12 protein-coding genes are annotated in these 15,293 nt (G+C 71.2%); 5 read left to right on the top strand and 7 right to left on the bottom strand.

Annotated features, from left to right (window positions below):
- Window positions 1–23: 23 nt before the first annotated feature.
- The 4 genes from V5E28_RS23140 to mraZ form a co-directional block, all read right to left on the bottom strand.
- Window positions 24–2,858, bottom strand: coding sequence for a penicillin-binding transpeptidase domain-containing protein (locus tag V5E28_RS23140; protein WP_336209118.1), 2,835 nt, complete (start codon window positions 2,856–2,858; stop codon window positions 24–26).
- Complete coding sequence (locus tag V5E28_RS23135; protein ID WP_336209117.1) at window positions 2,855–3,427, bottom strand: hypothetical protein; 573 nt, start codon at window positions 3,425–3,427, stop codon at window positions 2,855–2,857. Before V5E28_RS23135 ends, V5E28_RS23140 begins: the two co-directional genes overlap by 4 nt.
- Window positions 3,411–4,382 (bottom strand): 16S rRNA (cytosine(1402)-N(4))-methyltransferase RsmH, encoded by a 972-nt coding sequence (gene rsmH, locus V5E28_RS23130; protein ID WP_336209116.1) that lies wholly within the window; start codon window positions 4,380–4,382, stop codon window positions 3,411–3,413. The genes V5E28_RS23135 and rsmH overlap by 17 nt, the downstream gene beginning before the upstream one ends.
- Window positions 4,383–4,598: 216 nt before the next feature.
- Complete coding sequence (gene mraZ, locus V5E28_RS23125; RefSeq protein WP_219507284.1) at window positions 4,599–5,030, bottom strand: division/cell wall cluster transcriptional repressor MraZ; 432 nt, start codon at window positions 5,028–5,030, stop codon at window positions 4,599–4,601.
- Between the two features lie 471 nt (window positions 5,031–5,501).
- Here mraZ and V5E28_RS23120 point away from each other — a divergent pair, with 471 nt between their 5' ends.
- The 3 genes from V5E28_RS23120 to V5E28_RS23110 are packed head-to-tail and all read left to right on the top strand — an operon-like array spanning window position 5,502 to window position 10,167.
- Entirely contained in the window at window positions 5,502–6,479 is a 978-nt protein-coding gene (locus V5E28_RS23120) for an AAA family ATPase (RefSeq protein ID WP_336209115.1), read from the top strand.
- The gene (locus V5E28_RS23115) at window positions 6,476–7,732 is read left to right on the top strand and encodes a DUF58 domain-containing protein (RefSeq protein WP_336209114.1); all 1,257 of its coding nucleotides are present in this window, start codon (window positions 6,476–6,478) and stop codon (window positions 7,730–7,732) included. The genes V5E28_RS23120 and V5E28_RS23115 overlap by 4 nt, the downstream gene beginning before the upstream one ends.
- Complete coding sequence (locus tag V5E28_RS23110) at window positions 7,729–10,167, top strand: transglutaminase TgpA family protein (RefSeq protein ID WP_336209113.1); 2,439 nt, start codon at window positions 7,729–7,731, stop codon at window positions 10,165–10,167. Before V5E28_RS23115 ends, V5E28_RS23110 begins: the two co-directional genes overlap by 4 nt.
- A 76-nt stretch (window positions 10,168–10,243) precedes the next feature.
- On the opposite strand, the gene V5E28_RS23105 is transcribed toward V5E28_RS23110, so the two are convergent.
- From V5E28_RS23105 to V5E28_RS23095, 3 genes are all read right to left on the bottom strand, one after another.
- The gene (locus V5E28_RS23105; RefSeq protein ID WP_336209112.1) at window positions 10,244–10,639 is read right to left on the bottom strand and encodes a DUF3040 domain-containing protein; all 396 of its coding nucleotides are present in this window, start codon (window positions 10,637–10,639) and stop codon (window positions 10,244–10,246) included.
- Between the two features lie 202 nt (window positions 10,640–10,841).
- The gene (locus V5E28_RS23100; protein WP_336209111.1) at window positions 10,842–12,083 is read right to left on the bottom strand and encodes a DNA polymerase IV; all 1,242 of its coding nucleotides are present in this window, start codon (window positions 12,081–12,083) and stop codon (window positions 10,842–10,844) included.
- 60 nt (window positions 12,084–12,143) lie between these two features.
- Window positions 12,144–12,896, bottom strand: coding sequence for a methyltransferase domain-containing protein (locus V5E28_RS23095; RefSeq protein WP_336209110.1), 753 nt, complete (start codon window positions 12,894–12,896; stop codon window positions 12,144–12,146).
- 156 nt (window positions 12,897–13,052) lie between these two features.
- On the opposite strand from V5E28_RS23095, the gene V5E28_RS23090 reads away from it, so the two are divergent.
- Both V5E28_RS23090 and V5E28_RS23085 read left to right on the top strand, forming a co-directional pair.
- Entirely contained in the window at window positions 13,053–13,655 is a 603-nt protein-coding gene (locus V5E28_RS23090; protein WP_336209109.1) for an acyl-CoA-like ligand-binding transcription factor, read from the top strand.
- Window positions 13,656–13,726: 71 nt separating this feature from the next.
- Window positions 13,727–15,292, top strand: coding sequence for an MDR family MFS transporter (locus V5E28_RS23085; RefSeq protein WP_336209108.1), 1,566 nt, complete (start codon window positions 13,727–13,729; stop codon window positions 15,290–15,292).
- The last annotated feature ends 1 nt before the right edge of the window (window position 15,293 follow it).

Genomic DNA, 15,293 nt, shown 5'->3' with positions numbered 1-15,293 from the left:
CGGCGGCAGCGTACCTTCCCTGGTCACTGTCCCGCGCGCGTCCGCACCGCGGACTCTGGCGAGCCTGTGGGAGGAATCTTCCTGCTCTTGATGGCGAACGTCATCACATCCTTGAACACCGGGGCGGCGAGCTGCCCCCCGAAGTGGCCGTTCTTGGGGTTCTGCAACACCGACAGCACCACCAGCCGGGGGGCGTCGGCGGGCGTGAAGCCCACGAACGAGGCGGTGTAACCGTGGTAGCGGCCGAGTTCGGCATCGTAGCGGTTCGCGGTGCCGGTTTTGCCCGCCACCCGGTAGCCGGGGATGGCGGCCAGCTCACCGGTGCCCTCGGCGCCGACCGCGGCCTCGAGCATCGCGGTGATCTCCTTGGCGGTCCCGTCACTGATCACCCTGGTCTGTTTGCCGGGTGCCGCCGCGACGAACCTGCCGGAGGCGTCGGTACTGCCGGCCACGAGCTGCGGCTCGATCTTGACGCCGCCGTTCGCGATGGTCTGGTAGACGCTGGCCATCTGCAGCGCGGTCACCGACACGCCCTGCCCGTAGGCGACCGTGCAGCTCTGGCTGCCCGACCAGTTCTTGTAGTCGGGCAGCAGCCCGGCCTCCGCGCCCGGCACGCCGCCGCCCGGCCTGGAGCCGAAGCCGAAGCCCTTGAGCATCTCGTACAGGCGCTGGCTGCCGACCTTGCGCGCGGCCATGACGGTGGCGACGTTGCTGGACTGGGCCACGGCCTGGCGGAAGGTCATGTCCTCCGGCGGGTGCGCGTGCGCGTCACGCAGCACCCGGTCGGCGCACTGGATGTGGTCCTTCACGTGGAAGACCGAGCTCGAGTTCACCACGCCCGCCTCCAGCGCGGCGGCGGCCGTGATCACCTTGTTGGTGCTGCCGGGCTCGAAGACGTCCGCGGCCGCCCTGTTGACGTAGAGGGACTCGGGGGCTCTGCGCCAGTTGGCGAGGTCGAGCTCGGGGGCGTTGGCCATGGCGATGACCTGGGCCGTGCGCACGTCCATCACGATCACGGTGCCGCTGCTCGCGCCCGACGCCTTGGTCTGCTCGGCGATCACCCGCTGCGCGGCCCACTGGATGTCGCGATCGATCGTCAGCCGCACGTCGCGGCCGTCGACCGGCGGCGTGCGCTGGCTGCTGGTCATCGGGATGCGCTGGCCGTCGCGGCCCGTCTCCATCCGCAGCTCGCCGTCACGCCCGGCCAGCACCGAATTTCTGACCTGCTCCATGCCGGCCAGGCCGTCCTTGTCGTCGCCGACGAACCCGATCAGGCTGCCCGCCAGGTCACCCGCCGGGTAGACGCGGCGGTAGGTCATGGTGGCGGTGAGCGAGGGCACGGGCTCCTTGAGCAGCCGGCTCGCCACGGTCGGCTCCACGCCCCCGGCCAGGAGCTGGTAGCGGGTGTCGACGCGGGCCAGCTTGGCCGCCATCTCCTGCTCGGTCCTGCCCAGGTGCCTGGCTAGCAGGACAGCCACCTTGGCCCTGGCGGCCTGCGGGACCTTGGTGGGGTCGATGGCGATGTCGCGCGCCTCGACGGTGACGGCCAGCGCGTGGCCGTTGACGTCGGTGATGGCGCCGCGCTTGGCCGGGACCTTCTCGGTCAGCTGGCGCTGCCCGACGGCGGCGGCCTCGTAGACCTTGGAGTCCAGGCCCTGCATCTGGATCAGCCTGCCGGCGAAGATCGACAGGATGAAGGTCATCCCGATGAGGCCGATGTTGATCCGCCTGCGCGGGTTGCCGAGCCGCAGGACGAGCGGCGGCCGCGGCGGCGGCGCGGGCGGCCTGCGGGGGGTCCTGGGAGGCGGCCCGTCTCCGCCGCCTCCGGCCCGCGCCCGCCCCGCGTCCTGGCGAGTGGGCCGGGACGGGGTACGGCGCGGCGGCCCGTCGTCGCCGCGCCCCAGGGATCCGTCACCTCGGTCACGAGGACCCGCCCCGGGACGGCCGTCGCCGTAGCCGTCCGCACGGCCCGGCGTACGTCCGGGGGTGCGTCCGGGGGTGCGGCCGTCCGATCGGGAATCCGGCCGCGCGCGGCCGTCAGGCCGGGCGTCCGACCGGCCGGATCCAGGTCCGTCCGCGCGGCCGTCCGCGCCATCTGGCCGGGCGGCGTCGGAGCCGCGGCCGCGAGTGCCGTCGGTGCCGTCGCGCCGCCCGTCGCCACCAGGACGCCCGGCGCCGGTGGCGGGGCGCCTGGGGGCGCTGTCCTGCCTGCCGCCGCGAGCACTGGGCCGGTCGTCGTCCTGCGGGCCACGGCTTCGCGACCGGCCCGCGTCACCTCCGGCACGGCCACGCGGAACGTCCCCGCCATCCTGACGGAACCGGCCACGGGTACGGTCGTCCTCGTCGCGGCGTGCCCTGCCCCGCGCTGCGTCGTTGTCATCCCGGCTGCCCCGGCCACCCGGAGCCGCCCCCCTGCCGGACCGGCCACGCGGAGCGTCTCCGTCGTCCGGCCCGGACCGGCCGTACGGAGCGCCGTCCCCGTCACGGCGAGGCCGGCCTCCCGAAGCCCCGCCACGTCCGGACCGGCCACGCGGAGCGTCGTCGGCGTCCTCGTCGCCTTCTCCGGCGCGGTCCCTGCCGGAGCGGCTGCGAGGGCCGTCGGACGGGTCCTGCGGGGGACGGTTGCGGGGGCTGTCGTCGCGCCCGAAGGGCAGGTCGAAGGGGTCGGAGCTCTTGCGCGGCTCATCCGGCGAGCCGTCCGGCGCCGCCGGGCGGCCCGCCCCCTCTGAACGGGCGGAGCCGCCTTGGCGCCCGGTCCGCCCCGGGCCGCCCGGCGTACGACGAGCGGCGCCAGGCCCTCCCTGAGAGCCGGCGCCGCCACGACCGGGACCTTGACCCCTGCCGCTGGAGTTGTTCACCGCCCCTGGACCGCCCGGCCAGGCTCGGTGGAGGTAGTGCCGGTGGAGCCCGTGCCGGTGTCGCCCGTGGTGTAGGGGTTGACGCTGTCGAGCGCCGGCTCCATGCCGAGGTCCTCAGCGTGCTTGGCGATCACGGCAGGCTGCTTGTCCTGCTCGAGCTGGCGCTTGAGGTCCTCGTTCTGCAGCCGGGCCGCGGAGATCTCGTCCATGAGCGTCGAGGCGGTGATGGAGTCCTGCGCGAGCACGGTGTTGAGCAGCAGCAGGCTCACCAGACCGCCGCAGAGCAGCCCGACGACCAGCAGCACGAACGGGGCGCGCTGCCGCGCCGGGCGCCGCTGGGCGGCCGGGCGCGGGCGCTCGGTGGCCGGCCGGCCGGTGGTCTCCGGACGGCCGCGCAGCGCGCCGGGCTCGGGCCGCGGCCGCCGCCGGTCGGTCTCGGGGCGGGGCTGGGGCACGGGCTTGGCCGGGTGCGGGACTTCGGGCCTGCGCCGGACGGTCTTGGGCACGGCGCCGCGGGCTGGCGTGCTGCTCGGCGCCTGCCTGGTCTCCTGCTCAGTCCTGGTCGTCAACACGGATCCTCTCTGCAGCCCTGAGCCGGGCCGAAGCCGCCCGCGGGTTGCGAGCCAGCTCTTCTTCTGTCGGGAGCTCGGCTCCCCTCGTCAGGAGGCGGAACCGCGGCTGGTGTGCCGGCAGCGGGACGGGCAGCCCGGGTGGGCTGGTGTCCCTGGTTCGCGCCGTGAGGACCTGCTTGGTGAGCCGGTCCTCGAGTGAGTGGTAGGAGAGCACGACGGCTCGCCCACCGAGCACCAGCGCGCCGAGTGCCGCGGGCAGCGCCGCCTCCAGGGCGGACAGCTCCGCGTTCACTTCGATGCGCAGCGCCTGGAACGTTCGTTTGGCGGGGTTACCCCCAGTGCGCCGGGTCGCGGCCGGAATCGCCTGCCTGACGATGTCAGCGAGCCGCTTAGTCGACGTTATGGGCTCCTTGGCCCTTTCCTTGACGATTAGGCCCGCGACACGCGGTGCGAACCGTTCCTCGCCGTAATCGCGAAGGATGCGCACCAGCTCGGCCCCGGAGTAGGTGTTGACCACCGTCTCCGCGGTGAGCTCCTGGTCGGTGTCCATCCGCATGTCGAGCGGGGCGTCGTAGGAGTAGGCGAATCCGCGCTCACCCTCGTCGAGCTGGGGCGAGGAGACGCCGAGGTCGAACAGCACCCCGTCGATCGTCGTGCGGCCCGCGTGGGCGAGCACGTCGCTCAGCTCGTCGGAGGAGGCGTGGACCAGCGTCGTCCGCTGGGCGTAGGGAGCGAGCCTGCGCGTGGCGAACTCGATCGCGAACGGGTCACGGTCGATCCCGATCACGTGCAGTGCCGGATGCGCGGCGAGCAGGGCCTCCGTGTGGCCGCCGAGGCCGAGGTTGGCGTCGACGACAACGGGCGCGTCCCCGGTCAGCGCCGGTGCCAGCAGCTCCAGAACGCGCTCGAGCATGACCGGAACGTGACCGCTCTTACCAGCGTCGTCGTACATCTCCAACCCCCCTCTCGCGTCCTGGCTCGCGGATGACGCGGCCGGTCGATCGCCGATCCTCCTGGGCCCCACCCGGGTGCCGTCCGGCCAGGTCCCCATCCGCACCCTCTTCGTGGACGCCTGCCATCTGACACCGGGGAAGGTGCATCAGCTGGCCGGCAGTGGTTGCGGGTGGAGACCTCGCCGAACGACATCTCCGACGGCTCGACCGTGGCTTCACAGAATCCCTGGCAACACCTCCTCCGACAGGTCGGCGAAGGCCTGCTCCTGCGCGTTGAGGTAGGTGTCCCAGGCCTGCGCGTCCCAGATCTCCAGCCGGGTGTTGGCCCCTATGACGACACAGTCACGCTGCAGGCCCGCGTACTGGCGCAGGCCCTGCGGGATCGTGATGCGCCCCTGCTTGTCCGGTTTCTCATCGGATGCGCTGGCGAAGAAGACACGGCTGTAGTCGCGCACCGCCTTGGCGGTGACCGGGGCGGTGCTGAGAGCCTCGGTAATGCGCTGGAACTCCTCCACTGGAAAGACGTAGAGGCATCGCTCCTGGCCTTTGGTGATCACAAGACCCTCCGCCAGCTCCTCACGGTACTTAGCCGGCAGGAACAGCCGTCCCTTGTCGTCCAGACGCGGTTGATGGGTGCCGAGGAACATCGGCCCCACCTCCCGTGCCTCGTGAAGCGCTCAGCGCTGGCGCACCGTGCCCTCCACTGCGCACCACCATACTCCACTTCTCCCCACCGTCAACTGATTCTAACCGCCTTGATCAGCTTTTCGGCGCGCATTGTCGCAGGTCAGAGCGCCGGGCTGCAGTGGAGGGCGCGGGAGGCCGGGCCCCCGGCCACGGGCGTGTCGAAGGCGGAGAACCCCCGACGCATATGGGGCGGCGGTGCGGCCCGGGGCGCCGGTGGAGGAAAGTGGGGCGGCTCACGGGGTGGAGTGTCACGACATTCGCACCTGTATGCGATAAGAACGTGAACAACATCCGTCTTCTCTGGATTATCCGCAAAAGTCGCTCCAGAACCCACAGAGTCGTAGGGTCGTACAGATAATGGAAAACAATGGCTTGGCACCCGCAAAAGCACCCATGCGCGGGGCCGCCGCAGCACTTCCCATGGAGGCCCGGTGGCAGTAACCCATGACGTCCCGCCCCAGCTCGGTGAGCTGGTCTCCACCGCTCACCGGATCCGGCAGGCGATCGAATCGGTGATCGAGGGCAAGAGCGATGCCGTCCGCCTCACGGTTACCGTTCTGCTCGCCGAGGGCCACCTGCTGATCGAGGACGTCCCGGGGGTTGGCAAGACCATGCTGGCCAAGGCGCTGGCGCGGTCCATTGACTGTCCCGTGCGCCGTGTGCAGTTCACCCCCGACCTGTTGCCCAGTGACATCACCGGGGTGAGCGCCTACAACCAGCAGACCCGGGAGTTCGAGTTCAAGCCTGGGCCGGTGTTCGCCAACATCGTGGTGGGCGACGAGATCAACCGCGCCTCCCCCAAGACGCAGTCGGCGTTGCTGGAGTGCATGGAGGAGCGTCAGGTCACCGTTGACGGCATGACGTACCAGCTGGACACGCCGTTCATGGTGATCGCGACGCAGAACCCGATCGAGATGGAGGGCACCTATCCCCTGCCGGAGGCGCAGCGGGACCGCTTCACCGCCCGGGTCGCGATGGGCTACCCCGAGCCGACCGCCGAGCTGGAGATGCTGGACGTGCACGGCGGCACCCCGCCGTTGGACAAGCTGGAGCCGGTGGCGACCACGGCGGAGGTGCGCGCGCTGATCGACGCGGTGCGCGGCGTGTACGTCTCGCAGCCGGTCAAGAAGTACGCCATCGACCTGGCTGTGGCCACCCGTCACTCCCCCGACCTGCGCCTGGGTGCCTCGCCGCGGTCGACGCTGCAGCTCGTCCGCGCGGCCAGGGCGCACGCGGCGCTCTCCGGCCGCGACTACGTCATCCCCGACGACCTGCAGGAGCTGGCCGTGCCCGTGCTCGCGCACCGGCTGCTGCCGAGCATCGAGGCCCAGGGGCAGCGGCGCCTGCCCGAGCAGGTGGTGACAGAGCTGGTCAGGCGCGTGCCCGTGCCGGAGACCCGGGCGTCGTGAGGGCCGGACTGCGAGCGCTCACCTCCAGGGGGCGCTCGTTCCTCGCCTCCGGGATCGCCGCGCTGGTGATGGCGTTCCTGCTGGGCGAGAACGACCTGTTCCGGATCGGGGTGCTGGTGACGGCCCTGCCGTTGCTGGCCGCGATGGTGGTGGCACGTACCAGATACCGCCTGAGCTGCGCCCGGCGGCTGGATCCGGGCAGGGCGGAAGTGGGCGGCGAGGCGACCGTGACGCTCCGCCTGGAGAACGTGACCAGGCTGCCGACCGGTCTGCTGCTGATCGAGGACACGGTGCCGTACGCGCTGGGCGTGCGGCCCAGGTTCGTGCTGGACAGGGTGGAGGCTCGCGGCGTCCGGGAGATCGACTACCGGGTCCGCTCCGACCTGCGCGGGCGCTACCCGATCGGCCCGCTGTCGGTGCGCATCGCCGACCCGTTCGGGCTGGTCGAGCTGACCCGCGCGTTCACGATCAGCGACACGCTGGTGGTGACCCCGCAGGTGGTGGCGCTGCCGCACGTACGGCTGTCCGGCGAGTGGACCGGCGGCGGCGACAGCCGCACCAGGAGCGTGGCGGCCGCGGGCGACGACGACGTGGCCCCGCGCGAGTACCGGCAGGGCGACGACCTGCGCCGGGTGCACTGGCGCTCCACCGCCCGCCACGGCGAGCTGATGGTACGGCGCGAGGAGCAGCAGTGGCAGAGCCGCGGCGCGCTCCTGCTCGACACCCGCAGGTACGCCCACCGCGGCGAGGGCCCGCGCTCCTCCTTCGAGGTGGCGGTCTCGGCCGCCGCCTCCATCGGCGTGCATCTGGCGCGCGAGGGCCTCGGCCTGCGGCTGGTGACCGACCAGGGCGCCGAGCACCTGACCGACTCGGGGCTGAGCTGGTCGCTGCTCGACACGCTCGCCATGGTGCGCAGCAGTTCCGCCCGCTCGCTGGAGATGGGCGTGTCCGCGCTGCGGCAGGGCGGCGGTGACGGCCTGATCGTGGCCGTGGTCGGCGCGCTCGATCCCGAGGAGGCGCGGGAGCTGGCCAGGCTCAGGCACAGCGGCATCACCGGAGTGGCGGTGCTGCTCGACGTGGACACGTGGGACGGGGAGACTCAGGACTCGGCGGAGAACGCCCAGGCCGTGCAGACCGTGCTGGCCGGCTACGGCTGGCGGATCGTCCGGCTGCCCGCCGGCGTCTCGATCGCCTCGGTCTGGCAGGACGCCGCCAGCCGCGGCAGGTACGCCCTCAGCGGAGGTTCGGCATGAGGCTTTCGGTAGCGGCCGCGGTGGCGACGTTCACCGCGTCCATCCTGCTCTACCCGCTCTTCGAGGGCGGGTCCTGGTTCTGGGCCTCGCTCGGCGCGGTGGTGGCCGTGCTGGCCGGGAGCGTGCTGAGCGGCCGGCTGTCGCTGCCCGCCTGGGCCGCGCCGCTGGTCAGCGTGGCAGCACTGTGGATCTTCCTGACGGCGTCCTTCGCCGCCGAGGAGGCCTGGGCGTTGCTGGTGCCGACCAAGGCGTCGGTGCTGGAGCTGGCCGAGCTGCTGGCCACCGGCTGGGACGACATCCAGCGGTTCGCGGCGCCGGTCCCGGCCAACGAGGGCATCTCCCTGCTGACCGCGGGCGGCGTGGGCCTGATCGCGATCATCGTCGACCTGTTCGCGGCGCGGCTGCGCAGGGCGGCGCTGGCCGGGCTGCCGCTGCTCGCGCTGGCCACGGTGCCGGCCACGATCCTGCCCGATCCGATCAGCTGGCCCGCGTTCATCCTCGCGGCGCTCGGGTTCACCAGCATGCTGATCGCCGACGGGCGCGAGCGGGTGGGGCACTGGGGCAGGGCGGTGCTGGTGCGCCGGAACCGTTCGGCCCGGCCCGACCTGCGGACCACCGCGGACATGCAGGCGCGCGCACCGGCGGACACGCGCGGCCTGCGCCTGTCGGGCAAGCGGATCGGCTTCGCCGCGATCGCGCTGGCCGTGCTGCTGCCCGCCGCGCTGCCCGCGATGGAGCCGGTCTCCTTCTTCACCTTCGGCGTCGGCGGCAGCGGCTCGGGCAGGGGCAACTCGATCAGCATCCCGAATCCGATCGCCAACCTGAAGGGCCAGCTGGAGCTGCCGGAGCGGCGTACCGTCCTCACCTACACCAACAGCGACAACAAGCCTCGCTACCTGAGGATCTACGCGCTCGACACCTTCGACGGCGACCAGTTCGGCATGACGCAGCCGGAGGGCGCCCCGGAGAACAGGACGGAGAACGGCCCGCTGCCACCGCCGCCGGGGCTGGGGCAGGGGGTGAAGGTCAGCAACGTCCGCTCCACCATCACCATCAGCGAGGAGATCGCCAAGCTCTCGTTCCTGCCGCTGCCGTACCCGGCGAGGGAGATCAGGGTCGACGGCGACTGGCGCGCGGACGTCAGCACGCTGATGGTCTTCTCCACCCGCGACCAGGCCGCCGGACTGGAGTACGAGGTCGCCACGAGCGAGCCGGAGCCCACGGCCGACCTGCTGGACTCGCTCCCCTCGACCAGGGAGGGAGCCGACCCGCGCTACCTGGAGGTGCCGGAGGACCTGCCGCTGGAGATCAGGGAGTTGGCCTTCGAACAGACGCAGGGCGCGGAGACGAGCTACCAGGCCGCGGTCCGGTTGCAGGAGTTCTTCACCAAGAACGGCGGCTTCGTCTACAGCCTGAAGACGCAGGGCCACAGCAACTCCGCGCTGCAGGACTTCCTGCTGCGCAGCAGGGCGGGCTACTGCGAGCAGTTCGCGGCCTCGATGGCGCTGCTCGCCAGGATCGCCGGCATCCCCTCGCGGGTGGCGATCGGCTACACCGGCGGCACGCAGATCGGCGGCCAGTGGACCGTCGGCACGAACGACTCCCACTCCTGGCCCGAGCTGTACTTCGAGGGCGTGGGCTGGCTGCCGTTCGAGCCGACGCCCGCGGGCTCGCTCGGCCAGGGCAGCGCCCGGGTGCCCACCTACACGCAGCCGCAGCCGCGCTCCACGACCAGCAGCGCGACCCCGTCGCCGGGGGCCACCAGCTCCTCGGCCGACGAGCCGCTGGATCCGCAGAGCCGGCAGAACCCGCGCGAGCTGGACCGTGAGGCGCTCATCGCCAGCGGCGGGCTGCCTCCGGACGATTCGATGCCGCTGATCGCCAAGATCGGCATCGGTGCGGGCGCGCTCCTGCTGCTCCTGCTGATCCCGGCCGCGATCAGGCTGGTGACGAGGAGCAGGCGGGTCCGCGTGCTCGGCTGGAAGGTGTCGCAGCCGTCGGACGAGGTGACGGCCAGGGTGGTGGCGGTGAGCCATCCGTCGGTCGCGGCCGCCTGGGCGGAGCTGGACGACGCGCTCTGCGACTACGGCATGGCGCGCGAGCCCAGCGAGACGCCGCGGGCGCTGGCGCGACGGCTGACCGAGCGGTACGAGTTCGACGCCGAGTCGGCGGCGTCCGTCGCGGCGATCGCGGGGACGGTGGAGCGGGTGCTGTTCGCCCGGGATCCGGGTGAGATCGGCCCCATGAACAAGGACCTGCGCAGGGTGCGCCAGGCTCTGGCGGCCACGGTGTCACGGGGCAGGCGGCTGCGGGCGGTGCTGCTGCCGCCGTCGACGATGCGGCGGCTGCGGCTCATGGGCGAGGGACTGCTGGACGGCTTCGACCGGCTGGAGAACATCAGGTTGCGGCGGACGGCAGCACAGAAGGGCGCATGACGATCTGACCGAACGTGCGTGCGGTCGTTCCCCCTGCGGGGAACGGCCGCACGTTCGTCTTTTGGGGTGCTAGAGCTCAGCGTTCGTCATGGCGACGGCGCCAGCGCTCTTCCATGCGCTCCATGAAGCTCCCCCGGTTACCCCGGCGGACCTGCTTGCCCGGGACGCTCGCTTCGGATGCCGAGGCGGAGTCACCGAACCCATTCATTCGTTTCCAACTGGACAGACCCCACAGACACGCGGCGAGCATGACCACGAAACCGCCGACGCCGAGGGGGATCAAGTTGATCACTACGCCGACCATCAGCAGGACGACGCCGAGGGCAAAGCCTATGGAGGCTTTGACCAGGCGACGCTTGTAATGGCTGCGCGGGTCACTGATCCTTACGGTGTTGGCCCACTTCGGGTCCTCGGCGTAGAGGGCCTGCTCGATCTGGTCGAGCAAGCGCTGCTCGTGCTCAGAGAGCGGCACGGCGCCTCCCAAGGACGGCCCCAGGACGGGGAATACGGCAACGGACGACACGGGGTGTCCGAACCTCGCGGTCGGTTATCCCCAGAATACGAGGCTGTAGACGTAGGCGAAAGCAAACGTCCAACGCAGACCAAACCGGAGGTGACGTCATGGCTTCATTCTGGGCCATTTTTCACTCCTCCCCCGAAGTCGTGACATCGCCTCACGCCTCCATTTCATCAAGCCTGGCCCGCACAAGCGAAGCGGGGAGCACCGCATCGGGCCCGAATCTCTGCACTGCCTTGTCCATGGCCTGCTCGGCCTCACGCCAGCCGGTTTCCCGCTCTCCCAGGCTGAGCTGGCGTGATGCCGAATCGGCAGGACGCAGGCCCTCCATCCGGACCCCGACGAGGCGAAGGCGAACGCGCTCCAGGCCCGCCGCCTGGAAGAGCTCACAGGCTGTGGCGTAAATCTCCTGGGCGACGTCGGTGGGCTCCCGCAGTGTCCGGGACCGAGTGATCGTGGAGAAGTCGGCGCGACGCAGCTTCACACTTACAGTCCTGCCCACGTGTCCGCCCTTACGCATCCTGGCGGCCACGCGTTCGGACAGGCGCAGCAACTCACGCTTGATCGTCTCGGGATCGTCGACGTCGGCGGCGAAGGTCTCCTCGTTGCCGATGCTCTTGTCGGGGACGTGCGCGGTCACCGGCCGCTCGTCCCGCCCCCAGGCCAGCGCCGCGAGGTGGCCGCCCGCCGCCTGCCCGAGCTCGCGCTGGAGCGTGCTCGGGGGCACCCTGGCCAGGTCGCCAACCGTGCGGATGCCGAGGCGGACCAGGGACTGCTCGGTGCGCTCGCCGACGCCCCACAGCGCGGACACGGGCAGCGGGTGGAGGAAGGCCACGACCTCTTCGGCGGGCACCACCAGCATGCCGTCGGGCTTGCACTGTTTCGAGGCGAGTTTTGCGATGAATTTACTACTCGCGATGCCCACGGAGCAGGTGATGCCGTAGCGCTCCAGAACCTCCGACCTGATCATCGCGGCGATCTCGGCGGGCGATCCCAGCCTGCGCCGGGCACCGGCGACGTCGAGGAACGCCTCGTCCGACGCGATGGGCTCCACCAGCGGGGTGATCGAGTGGAAGATCTCCATGACGCCCTTGGAGACCTCGGTGTACTTGCCGTGGCTGGGCGGGATGATCGTGGCCTGCGGGCACAGCCTGCGCGCTCTGCTCATGGGCATCGCCGAGTGCACGCCCTGGGCCCGGGCCTCGTAGGTGGCGCTGAGCACGACCCCCCGCCCGGCGGGCGAGCCCACGATCACCGGACGCCCCCGCAGCTCCGGGCGCTCGAGCAGCTCGACGCTGGCGAAGAAGGCGTCCATGTCGACATGCAGGATGGGGCAGCCGCTGTCGTCGCCCCCGGTCTCCGGAGCGGGGCCGATGCCGGTGATCTGCTTGCGAGACACGCCGCCAATTCTATCCGCACACGTGTTCTATGCCGATGGTCCGCCTCATCCTCGCACCTTTCACCGCCGGCGGCCCAGCACGTGGAGCTGGGTCGCGATGTCTCTCAGCACCGGATGGGCCGAGGCGGCCTGCTCCAGCGCCACCAGCGCCTCGGCGGCGCCCGGCTCGGCGTCGACCAGGCGGCTCGGCACCAGGTCGGCGAAGACCCGCACGCCGTGGACCACGCCGGGGGCGAACCCCGCCACGGTCAGCAGCTGGGTGAGGGTCTCGCCGGTGAAGCGGCGCGGCGTGGGGTCGCGGTCGCCCCAGCTCCCCTGCGGGTCCGACAGCACGGTCCTGGCCTCGTCGAACTGCCCGGCGAGCGCGCGATGGATGGCGCTGGCCACCGGGTTGGCGGCCAGCACGCTCACCGCGCCGTCCGCGCGCACGAGCTGGGCCATGGCGGTCAGCGCGCTGACCGGATCCTCGACGTACTCCAGCACGCTGTGGCACAGGACCAGGTCGGCACTGTCGCGGCTGAGCAGGTCACCCAGGCCGGCGGCGTCGCCCTGCAGCGCGCGCACCCGCACGCCCTTCTCCTTGGCCCTGCGCTCAAGCGCGGCCAGCGAGTCGGGGCTGGGGTCCACCACGGTCACCGAGTGGCCCAGCACGGCCATCGGCACGGCGAACCCGCCGGTGCCGCCGCCGGCGTCGACGATGTCGAGCACGTCGCGCCCGGTGGCGGCGGCCAGCTCGGCCAGCACCGCCCGCAGCGCGTCCCAGACGACGGCGGTCCGGACCGCCGGGGTCCTCGTGACGCCTTCAGCACGCAACGTCGGCTCGCCTCCCTCTTTCCACGAACGCGCCCAGCCTACGCCGTGCGGGTGATCGCCCGCTCCCCGGCGCCTGACCGATCAACAGGGTGATTTACCCCACTTCACATCCTGAAAAGTTGCAGACTCTGAAACTTCACCTCTATTCTGCTCTTTGTGACCATCGTGGACAGCAGTGACGAGCTTGGGCGGAGAGACCGCAAAAAGCTCGAAACCCGCACGGCGCTGGAGCGCGCCGCCCTGAGGCTGGTCGCCGAGCGCGGCCTGGCGAAGGTCACGGTGGAGGACATCGCGGGGGCGGTCGACGTCTCCTCCCGCACCTTCTTCAACTACTTCCCCTCCAAAGAGGACGCCCTGATCGGCCGGAGCCGGATGGACGAGGACGAGCTGAGAGACAGGCTCGCCGCAGTCCCCTCGGACGTTCCCGCTCTGGAGGCGCTGCGCCTGACGATGCTGGACGTCGCCGAGGACATCCAGGAGCGGCGCGAACAGTGGCTGCTCCGGCTGAAGGTGTTCGAGCAGAACCCTTCGCTCCTGCCGAGACTCGTCGCCGGCGGCAGCCAGACCGAGCGTGCCATGGCGACCGCGATCGCCGAGCGCGCCCCCGCCGCCGGTTTCGCCGAACTCGTCACGGCCGTGGCCCTGGCCGCATTCCGGACGGCGGTGCTGCGCTGGAGCTCCCAGGACGGCGGCCCGGAGCTCACCGGTCTGGTCGACGAGGTCTTCGACCGGCTCGCCGCAGGTCTGCCCAACCCGTAAACCACTCTCGTTCTTTCTTCTGCGGCATCCGCATGCCGCGCGCCCGCACCTGCCCGAGAAACAGAGGAAGCATGACAACGACCAGCGCGCAGCCAGAACCAGAGGCCGCGCCCGCCGAGCGAACCTCCCGACGGAAGGTCCTGCAGGCGCTGTCCGGGCTGATGGTGGGCATGTTCGTGTCCATCCTGGCCTCGACCGTCGTGGCCAACGCCCTGCCGCGCATCATCACCGACCTGCAGGGTTCGCAGACCGTCTACACCTGGATCGTCACCTCCGAGCTGCTGGCCATGACGGCCACCGTGCCGCTCTGGGGCAAGATGGCCGACCTCTACAACAAGAAGTTGCTGATCCAGCTCTCCCTGGGACTGTTCGTGGTGGGCTCGCTGATCGCGGGCCTGACGCCGAACGTGGAGATCCTCATCGTCAGCCGCGTGGTCCAGGGCGTCGGCGCGGGTGGCATGACCGCGCTGGCCATGATCGTGATGGCGGCCATGATCCCGCCGCGCGAGCTCGGCCGCTACGCCGGCATCTTCGGCGCCGTCTTCGGCGTCGGCACGGTCGCCGGCCCGCTCATCGGCGGCCTGCTGGTGGACACCTCCTGGCTGGGGTGGCGCTGGTGCTTCCTGATCGGCGTCCCGTTCACGATCGTGGCCATCATCCTGCTGCAGCGCACGCTCGACCTGCCGGTGGTGCGCAGGCAGGTGAAGGTCGACTACCTCGGCGCCCTGCTCATCACGGTGGGCGTCTCCACGCTGCTGATCTGGTCGTCGCTGGCGGGCCAGCAGTTCGAGTGGGGCTCGTGGTGGACCGCCGGCCTGGTGAGCGGCGGCGTGCTCGTCCTGGCGCTGGCCGTCTGGGTGGAGTCGCGCGCCGCCGAGCCGATCATCCCCCTGCACATCTTCAAGAACCGCACCGTCACCCTCGCCACCGTCGCCAGTGTGCTGGTCGGCGTGGCCATGTTCGGCGGCACGGTCTTCCTGTCGCAGTACTTCCAGGTGGCTCTCGGCAAGTCGCCGACGGTCGCCGGTCTGATGAGCCTGCCGATGGTCTTCGGCCTGCTCATCTCCTCGACCGTCGCCGGCCAGCTCATCACCCGCTGGGGCCGCTGGAAGGGCTTCCTGGTGGCCGGCGGCGTCGTCATGCTCGCCGGGATGGGCCTGCTCAGCACCATCGACGGGCGGACGAGCACGCTGGTGCTCGGCGTCTACATGGCGGTGCTCGGCATCGGCGTCGGCATGCTCATGCAGAACCTCGTGCTCGCGGCGCAGAACGACATCGACGCCCAGGACCTCGGCGTCACCACCTCGGTGCTGTCCTTCTTCCGCAGCATGGGCGGCGCGGTCGGCGTCAGCGCCCTGGGGGCGGTGCTCGCCAACCGGATCACCACGCTGATGACGGAGAAGCTGGGCCCGCTGCCCGCCGGAGGCGACGCCGTCCCGGACATCTCCAAGCTGCCCGCCCCCGTGGTCCGGGTCATCCAGGACGTGTACGCGACGGCCACGGCAGACCTGTTCCTCATCGGCGTGCCGCTGACGGCGCTCGCGCTGGTGGCGGTGCTGTTCATCAAGGAGAAGCCGCTCCACACGCTGACGGGCGAGGAGCGACTGGTCCAGGAGCGGGCGGCGTCGGGTCACTGAC

The organism is Nonomuraea sp. LPB2021202275-12-8, from assembly GCF_037044575.1.
Classification (GTDB): domain Bacteria; phylum Actinomycetota; class Actinomycetes; order Streptosporangiales; family Streptosporangiaceae; genus Nonomuraea.
Note: the sequence above shows the minus strand (reverse complement) of the source record. Positions and strands in the feature narration are given on the sequence as shown.